20 protein-coding genes are annotated in these 19665 nt (G+C 38.3%); 13 read left to right on the top strand and 7 right to left on the bottom strand.

Features of this window, described 5'->3' with window-relative positions; genetic code table 11:
- Nucleotides 1–164: 164 nt before the first annotated feature.
- A complete protein-coding gene (gene mutS, locus LC419_RS16755) occupies nucleotides 165–2753 on the bottom strand; it encodes a DNA mismatch repair protein MutS (RefSeq protein ID WP_223608435.1) in 2589 nt (862 codons plus the stop codon).
- A gap of 143 nt (nucleotides 2754–2896) precedes the next feature.
- On the opposite strand from mutS, the gene LC419_RS16750 reads away from it, so the two are divergent.
- Complete coding sequence (locus tag LC419_RS16750) at nucleotides 2897–3427, top strand: GNAT family N-acetyltransferase (RefSeq protein ID WP_223608434.1); 531 nt, start codon at nucleotides 2897–2899, stop codon at nucleotides 3425–3427.
- 136 nt (nucleotides 3428–3563) lie between these two features.
- On the opposite strand, the gene LC419_RS16745 is transcribed toward LC419_RS16750, so the two are convergent.
- Nucleotides 3564–4433 carry a cupin-like domain-containing protein gene (locus tag LC419_RS16745; protein WP_223608433.1) on the bottom strand — a complete coding sequence of 290 codons (870 nt, stop codon included), beginning with the start codon at nucleotides 4431–4433 and terminating at the stop codon, nucleotides 3564–3566.
- A gap of 421 nt (nucleotides 4434–4854) precedes the next feature.
- Here LC419_RS16745 and LC419_RS16740 point away from each other — a divergent pair, with 421 nt between their 5' ends.
- Both LC419_RS16740 and LC419_RS16735 read left to right on the top strand, forming a co-directional pair.
- The gene (locus LC419_RS16740; RefSeq protein WP_223608432.1) at nucleotides 4855–5736 is read left to right on the top strand and encodes a bestrophin family protein; all 882 of its coding nucleotides are present in this window, start codon (nucleotides 4855–4857) and stop codon (nucleotides 5734–5736) included.
- A gap of 230 nt (nucleotides 5737–5966) precedes the next feature.
- The gene (locus tag LC419_RS16735; RefSeq protein WP_223608431.1) at nucleotides 5967–7502 is read left to right on the top strand and encodes a lytic polysaccharide monooxygenase auxiliary activity family 9 protein; all 1536 of its coding nucleotides are present in this window, start codon (nucleotides 5967–5969) and stop codon (nucleotides 7500–7502) included.
- A gap of 97 nt (nucleotides 7503–7599) precedes the next feature.
- On the opposite strand, the gene LC419_RS16730 is transcribed toward LC419_RS16735, so the two are convergent.
- A complete protein-coding gene (locus LC419_RS16730; RefSeq protein ID WP_223608430.1) occupies nucleotides 7600–8199 on the bottom strand; it encodes a hypothetical protein in 600 nt (199 codons plus the stop codon).
- A 55-nt stretch (nucleotides 8200–8254) separates the two neighbouring features.
- Between LC419_RS16730 and LC419_RS16725 the strand changes: the two genes are divergently transcribed.
- The 10 genes from LC419_RS16725 to LC419_RS16680 all read left to right on the top strand — a co-directional run bounded on the left by LC419_RS16725 (nucleotide 8255) and on the right by LC419_RS16680 (nucleotide 16876).
- The gene (locus LC419_RS16725) at nucleotides 8255–8875 is read left to right on the top strand and encodes a toxin-antitoxin system YwqK family antitoxin (protein ID WP_223608429.1); all 621 of its coding nucleotides are present in this window, start codon (nucleotides 8255–8257) and stop codon (nucleotides 8873–8875) included.
- A gap of 5 nt (nucleotides 8876–8880) precedes the next feature.
- Entirely contained in the window at nucleotides 8881–9411 is a 531-nt protein-coding gene (locus tag LC419_RS16720) for an RNA methyltransferase (RefSeq protein ID WP_223608428.1), read from the top strand.
- Between the two features lie 187 nt (nucleotides 9412–9598).
- A complete protein-coding gene (locus tag LC419_RS16715) occupies nucleotides 9599–10249 on the top strand; it encodes a CBS domain-containing protein (RefSeq protein WP_223608427.1) in 651 nt (216 codons plus the stop codon).
- A 1-nt stretch (nucleotide 10250) separates the two neighbouring features.
- Entirely contained in the window at nucleotides 10251–11117 is an 867-nt protein-coding gene (locus LC419_RS16710) for an NAD kinase (RefSeq protein ID WP_072924403.1), read from the top strand.
- A gap of 71 nt (nucleotides 11118–11188) precedes the next feature.
- The gene (gene fbaA / locus LC419_RS16705) at nucleotides 11189–12259 is read left to right on the top strand and encodes a class II fructose-bisphosphate aldolase (RefSeq protein WP_047451199.1); all 1071 of its coding nucleotides are present in this window, start codon (nucleotides 11189–11191) and stop codon (nucleotides 12257–12259) included.
- Between the two features lie 90 nt (nucleotides 12260–12349).
- Nucleotides 12350–13204 (top strand): acetyl-CoA carboxylase, carboxyltransferase subunit beta, encoded by an 855-nt coding sequence (gene accD / locus LC419_RS16700; RefSeq protein ID WP_223608426.1) that lies wholly within the window; start codon nucleotides 12350–12352, stop codon nucleotides 13202–13204.
- Nucleotides 13205–13258: 54 nt separating this feature from the next.
- A complete protein-coding gene (locus tag LC419_RS16695; protein ID WP_223608425.1) occupies nucleotides 13259–13771 on the top strand; it encodes a hypothetical protein in 513 nt (170 codons plus the stop codon).
- Between the two features lie 94 nt (nucleotides 13772–13865).
- Nucleotides 13866–14690 carry a DUF4886 domain-containing protein gene (locus LC419_RS16690; protein ID WP_223608424.1) on the top strand — a complete coding sequence of 275 codons (825 nt, stop codon included), beginning with the start codon at nucleotides 13866–13868 and terminating at the stop codon, nucleotides 14688–14690.
- A 131-nt stretch (nucleotides 14691–14821) separates the two neighbouring features.
- Nucleotides 14822–16225 carry a nucleoside recognition domain-containing protein gene (locus LC419_RS16685; protein ID WP_223608423.1) on the top strand — a complete coding sequence of 468 codons (1404 nt, stop codon included), beginning with the start codon at nucleotides 14822–14824 and terminating at the stop codon, nucleotides 16223–16225.
- A 258-nt stretch (nucleotides 16226–16483) separates the two neighbouring features.
- Complete coding sequence (locus LC419_RS16680; RefSeq protein ID WP_223608422.1) at nucleotides 16484–16876, top strand: hypothetical protein; 393 nt, start codon at nucleotides 16484–16486, stop codon at nucleotides 16874–16876.
- A 15-nt stretch (nucleotides 16877–16891) separates the two neighbouring features.
- On the opposite strand, the gene LC419_RS16675 is transcribed toward LC419_RS16680, so the two are convergent.
- From LC419_RS16675 to LC419_RS16660, 4 genes are all read right to left on the bottom strand, one after another.
- Nucleotides 16892–17779, bottom strand: a complete 888-nt coding sequence (locus tag LC419_RS16675; RefSeq protein ID WP_223608421.1) for a ferric siderophore ABC transporter substrate-binding protein — start codon at nucleotides 17777–17779, stop codon at nucleotides 16892–16894.
- Between the two features lie 33 nt (nucleotides 17780–17812).
- A complete protein-coding gene (locus LC419_RS16670; RefSeq protein ID WP_223608420.1) occupies nucleotides 17813–18211 on the bottom strand; it encodes a biopolymer transporter ExbD in 399 nt (132 codons plus the stop codon).
- A gap of 82 nt (nucleotides 18212–18293) precedes the next feature.
- Nucleotides 18294–18998 (bottom strand): MotA/TolQ/ExbB proton channel family protein, encoded by a 705-nt coding sequence (locus tag LC419_RS16665; protein WP_090026274.1) that lies wholly within the window; start codon nucleotides 18996–18998, stop codon nucleotides 18294–18296.
- A 170-nt stretch (nucleotides 18999–19168) separates the two neighbouring features.
- The gene (locus tag LC419_RS16660; RefSeq protein ID WP_223608419.1) at nucleotides 19169–19630 is read right to left on the bottom strand and encodes a hypothetical protein; all 462 of its coding nucleotides are present in this window, start codon (nucleotides 19628–19630) and stop codon (nucleotides 19169–19171) included.
- Between the last annotated feature and the right edge of the window lie 35 nt (nucleotides 19631–19665).

Here is a 19665-nt window from a genome sequence, read left to right as displayed (position 1 = left end):
ATCTTCAAAAAAGAAAACTTACGAAAAACGAATTAAAAGAAATAAATGGCGGTAACGGACCCGTTTGTATTACCACTTGTTTCTGTAGTATTGACGGAGAAGTATCCATAAGACCTTGCAGTGCGAAAGGAGTTTGCTGTTAATAATTAAAAAAAATGATTGGACTAACCTCCAATCATTTTTTTTATCGAATTCAGCTTCATTAAAGCTTCAATAGGTGTCAAGGTATTGATATCTATTTTCGTTAATTCTTCACGGATATTTTCCAGAACCGGATCATCCAGCTGGAAAAATGAGAGCTGCATGTTTTCTTCTGTGACTCTTTTAATGCTTTCAGAAGTACTGGTTGTTTGTGTACGGCTTGCTTCAAGGGTTTTCAGGATCTCATTGGCTCTGTTGACCACTTTTGCAGGCATTCCCGCCAGTTTAGCCACATGGATACCGAAACTATGCTCGCTGCCTCCCGGAACCAGTTTTCTTAAGAAGATGATATTTCCTTTGTTTTCCTGAATGGAAACATGGAAGTTTTTCACTCTTTCAAAATTCACCGTCATTTCATTAAGCTCATGATAATGCGTTGCAAACAGTGTTTTAGCCTGTGTAGGATGCTGATGAAGGTATTCTGCAATAGCCCATGCAATGGAAACCCCGTCATAAGTAGAGGTTCCACGTCCGATCTCATCTAAAAGGATCAGGCTGCGTTCTGAGATGTTATTCAGAATATTCGCCGCTTCGTTCATTTCTACCATGAATGTAGATTCACCGGCTGAAATATTGTCGGTAGCCCCTACTCTTGTGAAGATTTTATCTAAAACACCAATTTCAGCATGTTTTGCAGGTACAAAACTTCCAATTTGTGCCAAAAGACATACAATGGCGGTCTGGCGCAGAATCGCGGATTTACCAGCCATGTTCGGACCTGTAACCATAATGATCTGCTGGGAATCTTTATCTAAAAAGATGTCATTCGGAATATATTTTTCTCCTAACGGAAGCGCATTTTCTATAATCGGGTGCCTTGCTTCTTTTAAATCTATAGCATAGCCCTGATTAAGAACCGGTTTTGTATAGCTTTCAGAAACAGCTAGTTCCGATAATCCCGCCGCTACATCAAGCTGGGCAATAATATTGGAATTACCCTGAATCTGATCCATATAGACCATGGTTTCAGCGCATACATTTCTGTACAGTTCATTTTCCAGAACGCCTATTTTTTCTTCGGCTCCAAGGATCTGGCTTTCATATTCTTTCAGTTCTTCGGTGATATAACGCTCGGCGTTGACAAGCGTCTGCTTTCTCAGCCAATCTCCCGGAACTTTATCTTTATGGGCATTCCTTACTTCTATATAATACCCGAAAACATTATTAAAATCAATTTTAAGGCTTGAGATTCCTGTTCTTTCAATTTCTCTCTGGCACATTTCATCCAGAAAACCTCTGCCTTTGCTCTGGAGATTTCTCAGTCTGTCAAGTTCTTCTGATATGCTGGCTTTGATGATATTTCCCTTTGAAATATTCACCGGAAGTTCTTCATTCAGGTGATTCTGTAAAAATTTGATCAGCTCTTCCATATCAAACAGCGGTTCCAGCCAGGCCAGAACATCTGCATGCGGGTGAAGCAAAGCTTTTATCTGATGAATGTTGATCAAACTCTGACGCAGATAGCCCAGTTCTTTCGGGGATATCTTTTCTGCAGCCAGTTTCCCCATCAGTCGGTCAAGATCCGAAATGGATTTCAAGAGCTGACATGTCTCGTATTTCAGATGATCATTTTCATTCAGGAAATCAATCAGAGAAAGCCTTCTCATAATTTCATCCACGGATTTTAAAGGAAGAATAATCCTTCTTCTCAGTAATCTTCCTCCCATGGGAGTAGATGTTTTATCAATAATATCCAGCAGTGATTTTCCCTGTGGGTTGCTTGGATATACTATTTCAAGGTTTCTTAACGTAAAATTGTCCATCATCAGATAATCGTCCTGCGGAATGATCTGAAGTTTCGTGATATGGGCAAGCAAATTGTGGTGGGTATCTTCCACCAGGTAGGCAAAAATAGCTCCTGCTGCTGTAATGGCGAGCGGAAGATTTTCAATACCGAAACCTTTTAAAGACTTCGTTTTAAAGTGGGAAGTCAATTTTTCGTAGGCAAAATTATATTGGAAAGCCCAGTCTTCGAGTTTAAAGGCACTTTTATTTTTAAGCTGTTCCGGTAACTGAACACTTCTCTGATAAACAATCTCGCTCGGATCAAAAGTATTGACGATATGAAGGATCTTTTCTAAATTTCCTTCACTCACCAAAAACTCCCCGGTGGAAACGTCTACCATGGCAATTCCGTACTTTTCTTTTTCTTTATGCAGGGAAAGCAGGAAGTTGTTCTTTTTTGAATTTAATACCTGATCATTGAACGTCACTCCGGGTGTTACAAGCTCGGTAACGCCTCTTTTTACAATTCCTTTGACCATTTTCGGATCTTCCAGCTGATCGCAGATCGCGACTCTCATTCCGGCTCTTACCAATTTCGGTAAATAAGAATCTACAGAATGATGCGGAAATCCGGCAAGCTCTATATGGCCGTCTCCATTCGCTCTTTTGGTAAGCACAATTCCAAGGATCTGAGAGGTTCTCACGGCATCCTGCCCGAACGTTTCATAAAAGTCTCCTACTCTGAACAGCAGCAGTGCATCAGGGTATTTTGCCTTAATGGTATTGTACTGCGTCATGAGCGGAGTTTCCTTCTTCGTTTTTGCCATAATAAAAAATGAGCCCCAAATTTAATTAAAATAAATTCAGGGTTGGAAATTGTGATGAAATTAATCTCGCCATGGGGATCAAAATAGTACTTATCCATTTCAGAATAAAATATTTGTCGTATTTTTCAAATAAAATAAGTGATATGATCTATCCGGTTTTAGAAACTGAAAGACTCCTTTTAAGGCAGCTGGCTCCCCATGATGCAGAAGATCTCTTCGAATATTTTTCCCAGGATGAAGTGATGGAATATTATGATCTCGAAACCTTCAAAACATTGGAAGACGCACAAAATATCATCACTCATTTTAACAATGAATTCGAGAAAGGCAAAGGTTTCCGATGGGCTCTGGAACTGAAATCTGAAAAGAAAGTTATTGGAACATGTGGCTATCACAACTGGTATCCTGAGCATTTCCGGGCTGAGATAGGCTATGAACTGAATCCTAAATTCTGGAGAAATTCCTATATGAAAGAAGCCATTCTTCCTATCCTTATCTATGGATTCGAAAGTATGAGACTTCACCGCATAGACGCGTTCACAGACCCTGCCAATATTGCTTCCGAAAAGCTTTTACATTCTTTAAATTTTAAGGATGAGGGAATTCTGCGTGATTACTTTTTTGAAAAAGGAAAATTTGTGAATGCCAAGATTTTCGGACTTATTAATGAGTAAGATGGGAGATGAGAGATGGATGCCGGAAGATAATAGTTTGGTACTGAAAACGTAAACTTTTAAGATTCAATCGAAACATCCTTATCAAGGTTTAAAACTTTGACAAGGATCCCAACAGTACCTTCTGCCTTCCAGACTATTTCCTTTTCTTTTCAAAAGCTTCCGTCCCTTTCTCATACGCCCACTTCTGCTTATAATTCACCCACTTAGCCTTAAATAACTTACGCAAGAGTTTGTCTGTATACCTCATGATAAAAACATGGTACATCATATTGGCGAAAACACCAGGTTTATTGGGAAGCGCTCTGAGCGACATCGAAAATCCCGGTTCCAGGTATCTGTTGAAATGCCAGAATGCCCCCGGAATAAAGAGTGCATCCCCGTGCTCCATGAAAATCTCGTATCCTTTTGCATATTGTAAAGCCGGAAATTTTTCATAATCAGGGTTCTCATAATCTATATCATACACGGTATGAACGGATAGCGGGACTTTATATAAGAAGGCAGATTGTTTCTGATCAAATAACAGTATCCTTTTTTTTCCTTCGAAATGAATATGAAGAAAGTCTCCGAGATCCACGTCATAATGCATCAAAACATGCGCTTCACTTCCACCGAAGAAAAGTGTGGGTAATCGCTTAAAAAATTTGATTCCAAGGTCAGGATAGGTGAAGTTTTTCAGCAGTTCCGGGAGTCTGTCTGTGATGATATAGAAAAATATCCGCAGATCTGATGGCCCGCTTTTGATCTTGTCGATATAATCTTTCATCTTCATATTCGTTACCGGTGCATCTGAGCTTTTGGAAGCATCAGCCGGTTTATTATCATACAGAGGAACGTCCTGGTCACCAGCCTTTTCACGAATATAGGCAAGATTCCATTGGTCGAAGGCATCCCATCTGGCCGCAAAATTTTTGATCAAAAGCGGCTTATGTTTTTTGAAATAATTCTTCTGAAAATCTTCTTTACTGATATCGTTGACTACATCTACGTTTTCGAGGATCATCTTATTTTGTTATTTAATGCGAAATAAAAATAGTGTTTTTTTGAAATCTGTGAAAATTAAAAAATGGTAACGGGCACTTTGGAAGCCTGATTTAAACCACAAAGTGAAAATGCTTTGAAACATTAATCCGGATAACATTAAAAATATACGGTATGATCTGTGAAATCAGTGGTTAAGAAAAATTATTAACCACAAAAGTGACAAAAGGTTTTAAACACTTTGGTTATTTTTAAGTTTAAAATATTGAGTATAAGAAGTACACATAAGATTAAAAAATCGATGATTTTTAAGAAACTTGATGGTTTAGTCCCTTTCATCTTGCATAAGCCAATTCACCCTTTGCCTTTTTAAACTTATTTTAAGGTTTCCGATAAAGCAGAGCTGAAATGAAAAAATTATATTTGCAAGACTTAGCGAATTTATGAGAGCCTACAATACCAAGCATTTCCTGAAAATCCTTTTCAGCATGCATAAAAGTGATACCATGAAGATCCTTTTTCCAACAATGATCCTTGTGGGACTGTATTCATGGGGCATTCAGTATCTGGAGGTGGAATATCTTCATCTTACGACAAAATCTGGTGTAAGCAATGTAGGAATGATTCATTCTTTATTGGGCTTTGTACTCTCGTTGCTTCTGGTTTTCAGAACAAATACGGCCTACGACCGATGGTGGGAAGGCAGAAAATTTTGGGGTAAACTGGTGAATGACACCAGAAACTTCGCGGTAAAGATCAATACAATTTTAGGGGAAGACCGTCAGAACGCAGAACAAATCTCTAGATATTTAAAGTATTTTCCGCATTTCCTGGCCAAACATTTATCTAAGGAGTCTACAAGACTGGCATTGGATGAAGATTATTCCGAAATTGAAAATGCGCTGAAACATCACGGTCCCAGTGAAATTATTATTCTTTTAACACACAAACTGAACCAGTTGAAAAAAGAAGGCAAGATCTCGGATATTGAAATGCTGTATCTTGACACTCAGCTTTCCGGGTTTCTGGATGTATGTGGTGGCTGTGAACGAATCAAGAATACACCTATTCCCTACTCTTATTCATCGTTTGTCAAGAAATTTATCATCTTATATGTACTGGCACTTCCGGTTGCCTACGTCATTACGATCGGGCTTCTAATGATTCCGCTTACCGTTTTTGTCTATTATGTACTGATGAGCCTGGAGCTTATTGCAGAGGAAATTGAGGATCCCTTTAATAATGATGAAAACGATATTCCGATGGAAGCATTGGCACAAAGTATAGAAAAAAGTGTTCATCAGATCATGGGATTGAAAAAATAATTACACTCAACTGATTATCAGTAAATAAATACCTAAAATATTTCGTATGCTAAAATTCATCATTCGGTGAATTATTTTACGGAATTCTTGTTTTATAATTTTTTATTATCTATTTTTACTAGAAATCAAACCGTTTTGTTTCATTAGAGTCTAAATCCCTACTTAGACTTTAAAAACTAAAGTAGTATTAAAACTAATACCATATAATATTAACTTAAATTTTAAAAACTATGCCAGAAACAAGACACGGTTATGCGCTTAATACACGCGGCACTTATTCCTACGGACAAGGATGGTTAGGAGAATGGAATATTCTTCAATTTGAAGGAGGAAAATTTTTTCCTACCAAGGAAATCTCAGGATTAGACAAATACCCTGAAGACACTCAGGATGGTGATCCTTTCAGACCCATCCCTCCTGATCATTTTATTTGCAGTGGAGGCTGGACCAATGAACATGGTTCCGACTGGGACATTGTCAACTCTACGGATGCAGAACTTCAGGCTAAAAAAGGAAAAACATGGCCCAGAATAAAAGTGAGCTCAGGTGAAAACTTTAAGATGAAGTGGGAATACAGCGCGCCCCATTCCACAAGAGGCTTTAATTATTGGATTACAAAGGATGGATGGAGTCCCGCAGAAAGAATTAGCATTGCTCAGCTTGAGCCAGCCCCATTTCATAAACATCATTACCCTACTCCTTTACCTTATGGGACGGTTCCCACAGAGACCAACGTATCATTACCTCAAAAAACAGGACATCACGTAATGATCGTCGCATGGATCGTATCTGATACCGGTCATGCCTTTTATCAAACATTCGATCTTGATTTTGACGGTGCTACTGAACCTGGTCCTGATATAAGCATAAATCCTTCCAGCAACGAAGTGGAAAAGGGTGAAAATGCTTCTTTTGATAGTTCGGTTAGTGGTGATGCTCCATTCACTTACTTATGGAATTTACCGTCAGGATTGCGCTCAGAGGATAATCGCCTGGATAAAGACCACATCACTTATTTAACAAATGATGCAATAGGCAACAGAACTTTTGAGATAACCTGTATGGTAACCGATAAAAATGGCAAAACATCTGAAGCACAGGCAATTTTATCAGTAAAAGACAGCTCTGCTCCATCCAACCCTACCCTGGAAATTATGCCCAATCCACAAAATGTAAAATCCGGAACAGATGCCAAATTCAATGCAATGGTAAAGGGAGGAGAAGGTCCTTTTACCTACTCATGGAATCTTCCCAATCCTTTAACCTCGCCGGATATCGGTCATAATATGTCTCACATCACCTATGTTACAAAAGATGTGAAGACCAGTACAAGTTTCGACATTTCGTGTGTAGTAAGAGACAGCATCGGGGAAACAGCCAATGCCATTGCTAAATTATTAGTAGAAGCGGATGCAAACCCGGAACCCGGCGACTGCACGGATCCATCTGCCGGAGATTATCCTGCGTGGAGCTCAGGCACGGCTTATCCCGGGGAAAAAACGCATAAAGTAAGTTATAAAGGATTAATCTGGGAAAATAAAAACTACATCAACCCTGGAGAACCTGCACCGGACATCAATGATGCCTGGAAATTAATAAGCCATATAGCAACGGCCTGGAACAACATAAAAAGCTATGAGTCCGGAAGTTATGTTAATTATAATAAATCTCAATGGAAAGCAGATTATTATGCCAATTCGGGAGATCAACCCGGAGAAGCTCCCATGTGGAAAAACAATGGCCCGGAAGCCTGTGAACCGAGGTAGTAATATGCTTTAATACATTAATTTTAAAAACAAAACCGCTTCTACTGAAGCGGTTTTTAAATTTATTTAAATTCAATTTTAATCAAAAAACAGCCTTTTAAAGTTTGATTTCTTTTATTTCTCCGTCCTCTTTAATTTCTACAAATTTGCTTTCTCTGTTTGCAGCAGAATAGCCATAGAAAAACGTTTGGTAGATCGGCGAAGAATACAGATATCCTCCGTATGCGTTATAAGAATCCGTTCTACCGGTCTGTTCCTGATAACTGCCAGTCGCCGTAAAGTTTACGATGGTCTCCAGATAGTATTTTCCGGGTTTTAATTTTTCAAACTTAAATCTTCCGTAATCATCCGTTAGCGCTTCCAGTTTATACTTAAAGGCATCTTCGGACATATATACGGTCGTCTTCTTGTTTTCATATTTTCTCCTCATGCTGTAAAACTCATCAAAATAAGGCGTTACAGGAAAAAGCATCACTACGGTTCCTTTAGGTGCATAATGTTTTGCTCCTAGCAGAGGTTTGATCCCCCAGTTATTTTTCTGTTTTGTGGAAGCCACTCCTTCAATGGTTGAATTTCCGAAACTAAGCATCTCACGAGCCATCTTTTTATCAAAAAAAGCCTGTGGATAATAGGTGTTCTGCGCTTCTGCCCATATAAAAGAGAATACCAACAGTAGTAAAGCGGATATTTTTTTCATACTATATTTTTATTTCAAATATAAGTATTTTGCTATTTTTGAAATAAAAAAATCTATGAAATACTTTTTTCTGCTAATAATGACCGCATCATCGTGGGCAATAGCACAAAAACCATGTGGATTTAAAGACGGACTTCAGGAAGGATCCTGCAAAGATTTCTTTGAAAACGGACAGGTAAAACAGATTCTTGAATGGAAAAAAGGCAAAGTGGAAGGTGACGCCATTTACTACCACGACAACGGAAAGGTTCAGGCTAAAGGGGAATACAAGAAAGATTATAAGGTGAAAGAATGGTCTTATTTCGACAAGAATGGCGTTCTGACTTCGAAGGAAGTTTTCAGAAATGGCGACAAAAATGTTTATGATAACAGCTTTACAGCTACTTTTTATACGCCCGGAGGTGTAATTGCTGAAATTTCTAATTATAAATTCGCTAAATTACATGGTGAAAGTAAAGTCTTTTATGAAAACGGAAAGTCTGTAAAGCAAATCGGGCAATATGAAAACGGAATCGCTACCGGAAAATGGAAGTCGCTTTATCCGTCAGGAAAACTGCAGCGTGAAACAGAATTTGCCAACGATAAATGGAACGGAACCCGTGTTCATTACCGTGAAGACGGAAGCGTTGAAAAGACGGAGGTCTACAGAGACGGAAAATTAATCTCAACAAAATAAAACAATTGGTACAGAAATTAAAACTGGAAGAACTTAACAGAATCGATGTAGAAACATTTAAGAAGGTTGAGAAAATTCCATTGGTCATTATTTTAGACAATCTCAGAAGCATGCACAATGTGGGTGCCTCTTTCAGAACGGCAGATGCTTTTCTGATCGAAAAAATTATTCTTTGTGGTATTACACCGCAGCCCCCTCACCGTGAAATCCATAAGGCAGCACTGGGCGCTACGGAAAGTGTAGATTGGGGTCATGAAAACGACATCAATACGGCTATCAGCGATTATAAAAGCCGGGGATATGAAATCATCGGAATTGAGCAGACCACAGACAGTGTTATGATTACAGATTTCAGCATTGACAAATCAAAAAAATATGCACTGATCTTGGGAAATGAAGTAGAAGGAATAAGTGATGAAGCGCTGCCCAATATTGATACATTTCTGGAAATTCCCCAGCTGGGAACCAAGCATTCTTTAAATGTGAGTGTATGTGGTGGAATTGTGATGTGGGAGTTTGCAAAAGCCCTAAAATAAAAAAACTGCATATGTCCTTAAAAGACAGTGCAGTTTGAAATAAATCTAATAAAAAGTAAAAATGAAAGGCGACAAAGATACCTTTTTTTTCTTTACAAACAAATTTTGATGTCACTTTTTTCATTTTTCCTGAAAAAAAGTAATGTTTTCAGAAATAGTTTCATTTAATTTTTTATAAATTAGCACAATGTTTATCAAGGATTATATCTCAAAAGACTTTCCGTGTTTTAGCCTGACTGACTCAATAGAATCAGCAAGGAACACATTAGACGATTTCGGATATTCTCATATTTTCATCAAAAAATCTCACCACTTCTACGGCGCTATCGCAGAAGACTTTCTTTATGAAGGTGATGGAACTTTGAAAGATCTTGAACATCAGATTGAACGTTTTGCGATTCTGGAAGACAATAATATCATGGACAGCATCCGCCTGTTCTACACTTTCAGCGCTAATGTGATACCGGTAATCAATAAGAATGAAAAGTACCTCGGGTACATCACCTGTGAAGATATTTTTCAGAACCTTTCCCGCTATCCCCTGTTTTCCGAGACCGGAGCTATCCTTACGATAGAAACACCAGCCAGAAAATATTCGATGACGGAGATCGCTAATATTGTGGAAAGCAATAACTCGAAGTTTTATGGTGGATTTATCTCTTTTATGTCCGATGAAGTGATTCACGTGACCATAAAGATCAGCAATGAAAATCTCTCCTCGATAGACGCTACTTTTGACAGGTACGATTACAGGATTGTTGAAAAATACTATTCTGACGAGAAATCAGATCTGTTTAAAGACCGGTTCGGATTTTTCCAAAAATTCATAGAAATATAACATGAAGGCAGCCATATATTCTCAGAAAAAAGACCTCGATACTTTTTTATATTTAAGCAAGTTTATCTCAGAGCTTGAAACTAGAGGCGTAAAATCTGTTCTGTACGATGAAATGGCTGAAGCACTTCAGTTCTCAAAGATATTTGAAACATTCAACAACAAACAGGACCTTCTGGATAAGGAGGTAGACCTTTTCTTTACTTTCGGAGGTGACGGAACCATCGTGAATTCCCTTACTTTCATTGAAGATCTGGAGATTCCGATCGTGGGTGTCAATACCGGAAGATTAGGTTTTCTGGCGAGTTTTACCAAAGAAGAAGCATTCAAAGAACTTGATGCCATCCTGAAAGGTGATGTGAAAACCAGCCGCCGTGCGGTGATTGAAGTAGTTTCTCCAAGATCTGACGATTTTTTTCCCTATGCACTGAATGACGTTACCGTTTCGAGAAAGGAAACCACCTCTATGATTACGGTAGATTCTTATATCAACGATGAATTTTTAAATGTTTTCTGGGGTGACGGGGTTATTGTTTCCACTCCTACAGGATCTACGGCTTATTCGTTAAGCTGTGGCGGACCTATCATCTCTCCGAACAACGAAAATTTTGTCATTACGCCCATCGCTCCCCATAATCTGAATGTAAGACCTTTGGTGGTGAATGACAGGGTGGAAATCAAGTTTAGAGTGGAAAGCAGAGTGCCACAGTATTCACTTTCTCTGGACTCGAGACTGGTTCATATAGAAACCGACAAAGAAATTATCATCAAAAAGGCAGATTTTCAGATCCTTCTGGTACAGCCCAACCATTTAAGTTTCTACGAAACAATCCGTCAGAAGCTGCTTTGGGGGAGGGACAAAAGAAATTAGTAATTCCTCAAAAATGATTACCTTTACAGGAATTTTAAAAAAGCCTAATAATTTAAAATAAAAAGTAAAACATGAGCAGAATTTTTCCGGCAGGAGTTGCCACAGGTCAATTAGTTACTGATATTTTTCAGTACGCTAAAGAAAACAAATTTGCACTGCCTGCAGTAAATGTAATTGGTTCAAGCAATGTAAACGCTGTTATGGAAACCGCAGCAAAACTAAACTCTCCTGTAATTATCCAGTTTTCAAACGGAGGAGCAGCTTTTAATGCAGGAAAAGGACTAAACAACGACGGTCAGAAAGCAGCTATTTTAGGATCTATCGCCGGAGCAAAACATATTCATACTCTTGCAGAAGCTTACGGAGCAACTGTGATTTTACATACAGACCACTGTGCTAAGAAATTATTGCCTTGGATCGACGGATTATTAGACGCAAGTGAAGAGTATTACAAGCAGACAGGAAAATCTCTTTATTCTTCTCACATGCTGGATCTTTCTGAAGAATCTCTGGAAGAAAATCTTGAAATTTCAGCTCAATATTTCGAAAGAATGGCTAAAATGCAGATGACTTTAGAAGTTGAGATCGGTGTTACAGGTGGAGAAGAAGACGGTGTAGACAATTCTGATGTAGACAACTCTAAATTATATACTCAACCGGAAGATATCGCTTATACTTACGAAAAATTGAAAGCGATTTCTGACAACTTTACTATTGCGGCTGCTTTTGGTAACGTACACGGAGTTTACAAGCCAGGAAATGTGGTTCTTACTCCAAAAATCCTTGACAACTCTCAGAAATATGTTCAGGAGAAATTCGGAACAGCTGATAAGCCGATTAACTTTGTATTCCACGGAGGTTCAGGATCTACTTTAGAAGAGATCAGAGAAGCTATCGACTATGGAGTAATCAAAATGAATATTGACACTGACCTTCAGTTCGCTTACACGGAAGGGGTTAGAGATTATATGGTGAACAATATCGATTATTTAAGAGCTCAGATCGGAAACCCGGAAGGAGAAGAAAAACCTAACAAGAAATTCTACGACCCAAGAGTTTGGGTAAGAAAAGGTGAGGAAACTTTCTCTACAAGACTGGTTCAGGCGTTTGAAGACTTAAATAACGTAAATACTTTAAAATAAGAACTGTACATTTGTATTAATGTAAAAAGTATTCCTGATGGATGCAATTTACATTAATACATTTTACATTTATACCCTAATACAATCAAAATGGCATTCGACTGGTTTAAAAGAAAAGCAAAAAACATTACCACCTCTACTGATGAAAAAAAGGATGTTCCCAAAGGCCTTTGGCATCAGACTCCATCAGGAAAAATAGTGGAGCATGATGAATTGAGAAGAAACAGCTACGTTTCTCCTGAAGACGGATTTCACGTAAGAATAGGAAGTGCAGAATTTTTTGAAATCCTTTTTGACGAAGGTAAGTTCACAGAACTGGATGCCAATGTGGAAAGTATTGATATCTTAAACTTCAAGGACACCAAACCTTATAAAGACCGTCTGAAAGAAGTAAGAGCAAAGACAAAACTTACAGACTCCATCAGAAATGCAGTAGGAACCGTAAAAGGAACTGAAATGGTGGTTTCATGTATGGATTTCGCCTTTATCGGTGGATCTTTAGGTTCTGTAATGGGTGAAAAAATCAGAAGAGCGGTAGATTACTGTATCGCCAACAAGCTTCCGTACATGATCATCTGTCAGTCCGGAGGAGCGAGAATGCAGGAAGCCACTTACTCTCTGATGCAGCTTGCTAAAGTACAGGCTAAGCTTGCTCAGCTTTCTGAAGCAGGACTTTTATACATCGCTTACCTTTGTGACCCTACTTTTGGAGGAATCACCGCTTCTTTCGCTATGACAGCAGATATTATCATGGCTGAGCCGGGAGCACTGATTGGGTTTGCAGGTCCGAGAGTAATCCGTGAGACGATCGGAAGAGATCTTCCGGAAGGTTTCCAGACCTCTGAATTCCTACAGGAAAAAGGATTCGTAGATTTCATCATAAAAAGAACTGAAATTAAAGATACGGTAGCTAAAACAGTTAATTTATTAGCTGCAAAAGCATAAGATCTGTAACAAACACTATACAGTCTCTCTCTAATTAGGGAGAGATTTTTATTTATGAGGACTTTTAAGATATTTTTTAATACCATCCGAAGCATGAGCCTGAAAAAGATCATGCGTCTTTTATCGCTTCTTCTCCCCCATCCTCTTTTTGCATTATTAAGCTTTCATGCAACGGTACAGGCTTTTGCCATTGCCCAGAAAAAGTTTCCTAAAACGGCATCAAATAACGGCATCGGAAATGCTTTCAGACATGCACTTTGGTGCTGTTTCATCATGATGTACTGCTGCAAGGTTTCTTCACCGGAAAAAGCATTGGATTTCTGCAAAAGAATAACCGATATGCATGAAGAACTGTTTCCCAATCAGCCTTTGGAAACCAAAATGGATCTTCACAACAACAAAATTGGCATGGATTATTTCATGGAACTGCTTCCGGGAATTCACCGTCAGTTTTTTGAAAAGAATTTTTTCATCGACAGTCTTGCCAGGAAAATGGATGATGCAAAGGTTTTGAAAAGCCTGGACGATGACTTTGAGGGATATCTGGTTTATCTTGATGAAAAATAATAAATAATCTTTTCACCGTTTACTAAAGAGAATTTCTGCCTTTATGATGTTTATATTGAAAAAACATTTACATTTAGCACTAATTCACAACTCCATGAAAAACGCTCTGCTATTACTAATTATATTTTGTGTTTCATTTTGTAAATCTCAAAATTTAAAACATGACAAAGAAGTAAATGTTCTTTTTATTGGAAATAGTTTAACCTATTTTCATGATATGCCGAAAATGCTTCAAGCCATGTTGAACGAAACCGATCAAAATTTTAAAATCTATCAAAGTACTTTTCCTGGTATGTCATTGTCTGATCATCTTGATAATATTATTGTCGCTCGGACTGAAAACATGATAAATACACGAAAAAAGACCGGCTCTGAAATTACGGAGACAGAGAAAATGATTGCCGAAAGAAATTGGGATGTCATTATTATGCAGACCGGACAATTAAGTATTTTAATTCCTGAAGATCGAGATCTGGATATTGACTATTCCATAAAGGCAATAAAGAAACTGGTTTCTAATCCGGACTGTAAATTCATATTATTCACAACATGGGCCGGAAAGGAGAATTATCCACAAAAATACTGCTATCCATCTAAGATAATACTTGCCCCGGCATCCTGCTCGCCACTGATTAAAGATTTTGTGCACCATCAAAAATTACTTTCAGAGGGGCACAGTTTACTGGCTTCCAAAAATGATTTAATTCAATCTAAAAACGGTGAAAAGTTTTATGAAGTCATAACAAAATATCCAGATATTGAACTGTTAGAAGATGAAATTCATCCAAATAAAACGGGTTCATTTTTCAATGCATGCATTTTCTATAGTCTACTTACAAATAAAGATGCATCACAGCTAAAATATTTGGGGGAAATTAAACCGGAAACAGCTAGTAGATTAAAGGAAATGGCAAAGTAAAATGTATAGCTATAGAATAGCAAAATTGGTGAGGAAATCTTAACTAAAAATCTTGCCTTTTCGGCAATACTGCTTTTTCAATTTCTCTTTTTAGTAATTTTCACTACATTTAAAATCCAAAATAAAATTAAATGGTCCTAAGCAGAATTTGGTCGGCTTTCATTATCATTGCCATTGGCATTGCCAGTATTAAATACATTTCGTCTGGCCACTACAAAACCATCTTCAATGATATGGTGGTAGGAAAAGGCGGTGATACGGTTCAGATCGCTTCACAGCCTATAAATACGCTTACCCCGGTTGTCAGAGACAGCCTGATGAAAAAGAATGATTTTGCGGACAGCAGGATCCATTATAAAACAGATTCTCTTAAACAGAATGTAAAAGTCTACAGGGTTCAGGAAGCAGATGGTGTGATTGGGACTTCAGAAACAGCAGTTAAGATCTGTATCGGTCTGATCGGGATCATGACCCTGTTCATGGGATTCATGAGTATTGCTGAAAAAGCAGGAGGAATTAATCTGTTGAGCCGATTAATTCAACCTTTTTTCTCAAAATTATTTCCCGACATTCCTAAAAACCATCCTGCCTTCGGACATATGCTGATGAATTTCAGCGCGAATCTTCTGGGACTGGACAATGCCGCTACTCCATTCGGTTTAAAAGCCATGGAAAGCCTGCAGACGTTAAATCCGAATAAAGACACTGCCAGCAATTCACAGATCATGTTTCTGTGTCTTCATGCCGGAGGGATGACTTTAATTCCGGTTTCTATTATTGCCATCCGGGCTTCGATGGGTTCAAAAACACCGACTGATATTTTTCTTCCCTGTATGATCGCAACATTTGCAGCCACCTTAGCCGCTATGATTGTGGTTTCATTGTACCAAAAAATAAATTTACTGAAACCTATTGTTTTGGCTTATGTAGGAGGAATTTCAGCCCTTATTGCGTTATTGGTTTTATATCTGGTTCAGCTGAGCAAAGACGAACTGGATGATTTCAGTAAAGTTTTAAGTAACGGATTGATTCTTTTTATCTTTTTAGCCATTGTTCTGGGTGCGGTATATAAGAAAATTAATGTCTTTGATGCTTTTATTGAAGGTGCAAAAGAAGGTTTTACAACCTGTGTGAAAATTATTCCGTATTTAGTAGGAATGTTGATTGCTATTTCTCTGCTAAGAACTTCCGGCGTTTTTGATGTGATTATTGACGGAATGAAATGGGTTGCGTATAACGCCAATCTGGATGCAAGATTTGTAGACGGACTTCCGACCGCTTTAATCAAGCCATTATCAGGTTCAGGAGCCCGTGGAATGATGGTGGATACGATGGCTACGTTTGGGGCAGACAGTTTTCAGGGGAAATTAGCCGCGGTTCTTCAGGGAAGCTCAGATACGACGTTTTACGTGATTGCGGTTTACTTTGGGGCCGTAGCTGTAAAGAACACAAGATACACGGTAATTGCTATGCTTCTCGCGGATTTAGTGGGCGTTATTACTTCGATTGTGTTGGCGTATTTGTTTTTTGCTTAATTTGTTGTCAGTTGCTGGTTGCTAGTTTTCTGGTTTCCACCCGATTGTATCATTTATTCACAGGCAAGTTGTGACGAAACAGTAAGCCATTTATTCAAAATAATAAGACTTTATCCAGACCTAATCCCAGATTTAAAGAATAAAACAGAACAATATCAACTCTTAGGAGGAAAAATAAATAATTTTATAAAATACGTCCAGTTAAGCTGGCGAACATAAACTACAAAACCGACAACTAGCAACTAAATAAACTCAATTATGATCACAGATAAAGAATTTACATTAAGATTAATACGTCAGTTAACTCAAGCGCTGGAAAAACTGATTTTAGACAAGCCTGAAGAAAGTTTAATGCAGAAAGAATTAGATTTTGATTCTTTGATGAGAGATATTTTCAAATTTGATTTTACTACCCTTTCCTCAAAAACAAAAGAAGACATTATAGAAATCGTCAACGAAAGGCAGGAAAGAGATCACAAAGACTATTACGAGATGTTGGGAAATCTGTTCTACTTTAAGGGCAGAGGAGAAAAAAATAATGAATTTTTAGACAAAGCAAAAACGTTCTACGAATTGTATCTCCAGACCAGTGGTATTTTCGCACTACCGGTTATCAACAGAATTAATGAAATAAAAAAAGCACTTGAATAAAGTGCTTTTGTATTTTTAGAATGTAATTTTATAAGATCCGGTAGAAGATGTACTTGCCTTTTCTGCTTTTACATATTTCTTAACCCAGGACACTCCTGTAGAAGATATGCAGGGATCTGATGCTCCTCCTGATCTTCTTGCAGAAACTACATTTCCTGCTTTATCTACCGTATAAGCAATGGTGATGGTTCCGCTTGCAGTACAGCTGTTGCTGGGCTGTGCACCGCCTCTTCCCATCGTTCCGGGAATATAGCCTATCAGTTTTCGGTCGATTCCTACTTTACTGTCACCGTTTCCGTCACCTCCTAAAGGATCTCCTGCATTTCCAATACCTTCACCTGTTCCCTGGCTTCCCGCTTTTGTCCCTCTTCCTCTGATCAGATTTCCGATGGCTGCCGTTCCTTTTCCATCTCCGTTTCCGGTTTTGGAATTAGCCGTTGTGGCTCCGGATTTCTTTGTATTTTTTGAAGCACTTGCACTGGTGGCCGTCTTCTTATCTGCTTTTTTGGATTCTTCTTTCTTAGGAACGCTTACCTTCGAATTATTTCCCGTAATCACCTTTTCCTTCACTTCCGTTTTTTTGGGTTCCGGTGCAGGCTCAGGTTTGATGACCGTTTTCGTTTCGGGCACAGCTGTTTCAACGGGTTCAGGAGTTACTTCTTCGGTGGCTGCGGCAAGACTTCCCGGCTGATCTGCCGGCTCTTCAATACCTTTTCCGTTTCTGTTATCACCAAAATTAACGAGCATCGTTGTAACCACTTCATCCGGCTGCTTATCCAGTTCCGGCTTCAGTTTATAAAGAAAAACAAAAAGCAGGATCCCGGACCAGATCAGGATAGAAAGTACTGCACTTTTTATCCGGTCTCTATTTTGCTCGTTTTTGTTTACTGTGTAACTTTTCATTTTAAATGATTCTTTCCGAATGCTTCGGAGTCATTATTTATCTTTAACGGTTGCAATCGCAATATTAAATTTATTCTTTTCGGCGATTTCCATGACGAAGACTACATCTTTGTGCATCGTATTTTCATCCGCACGAATGGTAAAAGATCTATTCGTTTGACCTGTTAATTTACTGACAATGACAGCTTCCAGCTGATCTCTTGTCACAGGATTATCATCTACAAAATACGTTCCGTCCGGTTTAATACTTACCGTCAAAGGATTAGGAATATTATCTTCAACTGCTCCCGCTTTTGGCAACTTTACATCAATCGCGCTTTGATTGGCGGCTGACGAAGTGATCATAAAGAATATCAGCATCAGCAAGATAACATCGGTCATCGCTGCCAAACTGAATTCGGGATTCGCTTTATTTCTTCTCTGAATTTTCATCTGTTTATTTTTACTTTTTTAATGGTCAGATGGAATCGCTATTGTTTGAAAACATTCTGGCCAGCGATTTCATAAGAAAGATTTATAAAGGTTTGTTGATAAGGTCTAAAAATTCTCCGGACATATTCTGAGCTTTCAATACAAATCTGTCAATTCTCGTTAAAAGAATATTGTAAAAAAAGTTAGCAGGAATAGCTACAGCCAAACCTACCGCCGTCTGTCCCAATGCCGTATAAATACCTTCAGACAATGTTTTTGGAGAGAAAGATCCCGTTGCATGAGAAAGGTTGAAGAACGCGATGATCATCCCGATAACTGTACCTAAAAGCCCCAGCATCGGTGCGATACTTGGTACTACAGCCAAAAGGTTAAGGTTCTTTTCCATATTCGCTACCTCTACCTGAGCCTGGGATTCCATAGCACTTACAATGTCGGAAACAGGACGTCCCAGTCTTGAAATTCCTTTTTCCAGGATTCTTCCTTCAGGAGAGTTTTGTCTTTTACAGTAATCTGCAGCAGATTCTATCTTTCCTTCTTTGATAAAATCTTCAATATTCTCCATGAAATTGGCATCTGTTTTTGAAGTCAGCCTTTTAATAAAGAAGAAACGTTCAAAAAACAGGTATAGCGAAAACACACCTAAAGCCAGAACGACAAACATCACTATTTTAGCGAAAGCCCCTCCGTGGAACATGATCTTCCAAAATGAAAATTCTAAATCGTCTGTTGCAACTGCAGGAGCAGTAATCTGTGCAAATAAAATCTGAGTAAGTTCCGTTAACAGCATTAATGTGAATTTTTATAAAATTTTAACGACAAATGTAGTGGAATATTATGAATTGCTCTCTTAAAAATTGCTTAAAAACAACTTAAAATTTGTTATAATTCAGATGCAGCAAATTTCTTTCCAAAAGAAATTTTGAAAAGAAATTTGATATAAAAAGGACGAAAAAGAGGCTATTCCTCGCCTACATCAATGTCATCCTGCGTAAATTCGCATTTTAAACGGAATGGGATCGGCGCATCAGATCCCGTATAGAAATCGTCGATAGTACCCTTCCATATGACCTGAAGCTCGCCTTCTTCATTTTTCTCAAACTGGAGCTCATTATCATAGATAAAGGCGTCTTCGTCATCGAATAAATCAACTTCCGTGTAGGTTTCTTCTTCAGAATCATTAATCCTGATCACTTTTCCTTCAATTTCCTTCGATTCGATAGGAAAATCGAAAATTTCAAGTGAAAGCTGCGGAAAGTTGTACTGTAATGAATCATCATCTACATGATCCAAACTGTCATCCGTTAAAATTTCAACCTCTAATAAATGTTGTTGGTTGCTGTAGACCGCCTTACAATAAGTGTTTCTAATATTGTATTTTAGGGTCTCCTCCGGATGGTAAATTTTTAAAATCCCTTTCATTATTTCTTAAAAAAGAGCTGTAATAATATGATTGT

It is taken from the genome of Chryseobacterium sp. OSA05B, from assembly GCF_019970065.1.
GTDB lineage: Bacteria > Bacteroidota > Bacteroidia > Flavobacteriales > Weeksellaceae > Chryseobacterium.
Note: the sequence above shows the minus strand (reverse complement) of the source record. Positions and strands in the feature narration are given on the sequence as shown.

Coding starts and splice junctions, on each gene's coding strand:
- mutS (WP_223608435.1), bottom strand. CDS start 2,753: ATGGCAAAAACGAAGAAGGAAACTCCGCTCATGACGCAGTACAATACC.
- LC419_RS16750 (WP_223608434.1), top strand. CDS start 2,897: ATGATCTATCCGGTTTTAGAAACTGAAAGACTCCTTTTAAGGCAGCTG.
- LC419_RS16745 (WP_223608433.1), bottom strand. CDS start 4,433: ATGATCCTCGAAAACGTAGATGTAGTCAACGATATCAGTAAAGAAGAT.
- LC419_RS16740 (WP_223608432.1), top strand. CDS start 4,855: ATGAGAGCCTACAATACCAAGCATTTCCTGAAAATCCTTTTCAGCATG.
- LC419_RS16735 (WP_223608431.1), top strand. CDS start 5,967: ATGCCAGAAACAAGACACGGTTATGCGCTTAATACACGCGGCACTTAT.
- LC419_RS16730 (WP_223608430.1), bottom strand. CDS start 8,199: ATGAAAAAAATATCCGCTTTACTACTGTTGGTATTCTCTTTTATATGG.
- LC419_RS16725 (WP_223608429.1), top strand. CDS start 8,255: ATGAAATACTTTTTTCTGCTAATAATGACCGCATCATCGTGGGCAATA.
- LC419_RS16715 (WP_223608427.1), top strand. CDS start 9,599: ATGTTTATCAAGGATTATATCTCAAAAGACTTTCCGTGTTTTAGCCTG.
- LC419_RS16710 (WP_072924403.1), top strand. CDS start 10,251: ATGAAGGCAGCCATATATTCTCAGAAAAAAGACCTCGATACTTTTTTA.
- fbaA (WP_047451199.1), top strand. CDS start 11,189: ATGAGCAGAATTTTTCCGGCAGGAGTTGCCACAGGTCAATTAGTTACT.
- accD (WP_223608426.1), top strand. CDS start 12,350: ATGGCATTCGACTGGTTTAAAAGAAAAGCAAAAAACATTACCACCTCT.
- LC419_RS16695 (WP_223608425.1), top strand. CDS start 13,259: ATGAGGACTTTTAAGATATTTTTTAATACCATCCGAAGCATGAGCCTG.
- LC419_RS16690 (WP_223608424.1), top strand. CDS start 13,866: ATGAAAAACGCTCTGCTATTACTAATTATATTTTGTGTTTCATTTTGT.
- LC419_RS16685 (WP_223608423.1), top strand. CDS start 14,822: ATGGTCCTAAGCAGAATTTGGTCGGCTTTCATTATCATTGCCATTGGC.
- LC419_RS16680 (WP_223608422.1), top strand. CDS start 16,484: ATGATCACAGATAAAGAATTTACATTAAGATTAATACGTCAGTTAACT.
- LC419_RS16675 (WP_223608421.1), bottom strand. CDS start 17,779: ATGAAAAGTTACACAGTAAACAAAAACGAGCAAAATAGAGACCGGATA.
- LC419_RS16670 (WP_223608420.1), bottom strand. CDS start 18,211: ATGAAAATTCAGAGAAGAAATAAAGCGAATCCCGAATTCAGTTTGGCA.
- LC419_RS16665 (WP_090026274.1), bottom strand. CDS start 18,998: ATGCTGTTAACGGAACTTACTCAGATTTTATTTGCACAGATTACTGCT.
- LC419_RS16660 (WP_223608419.1), bottom strand. CDS start 19,630: ATGAAAGGGATTTTAAAAATTTACCATCCGGAGGAGACCCTAAAATAC.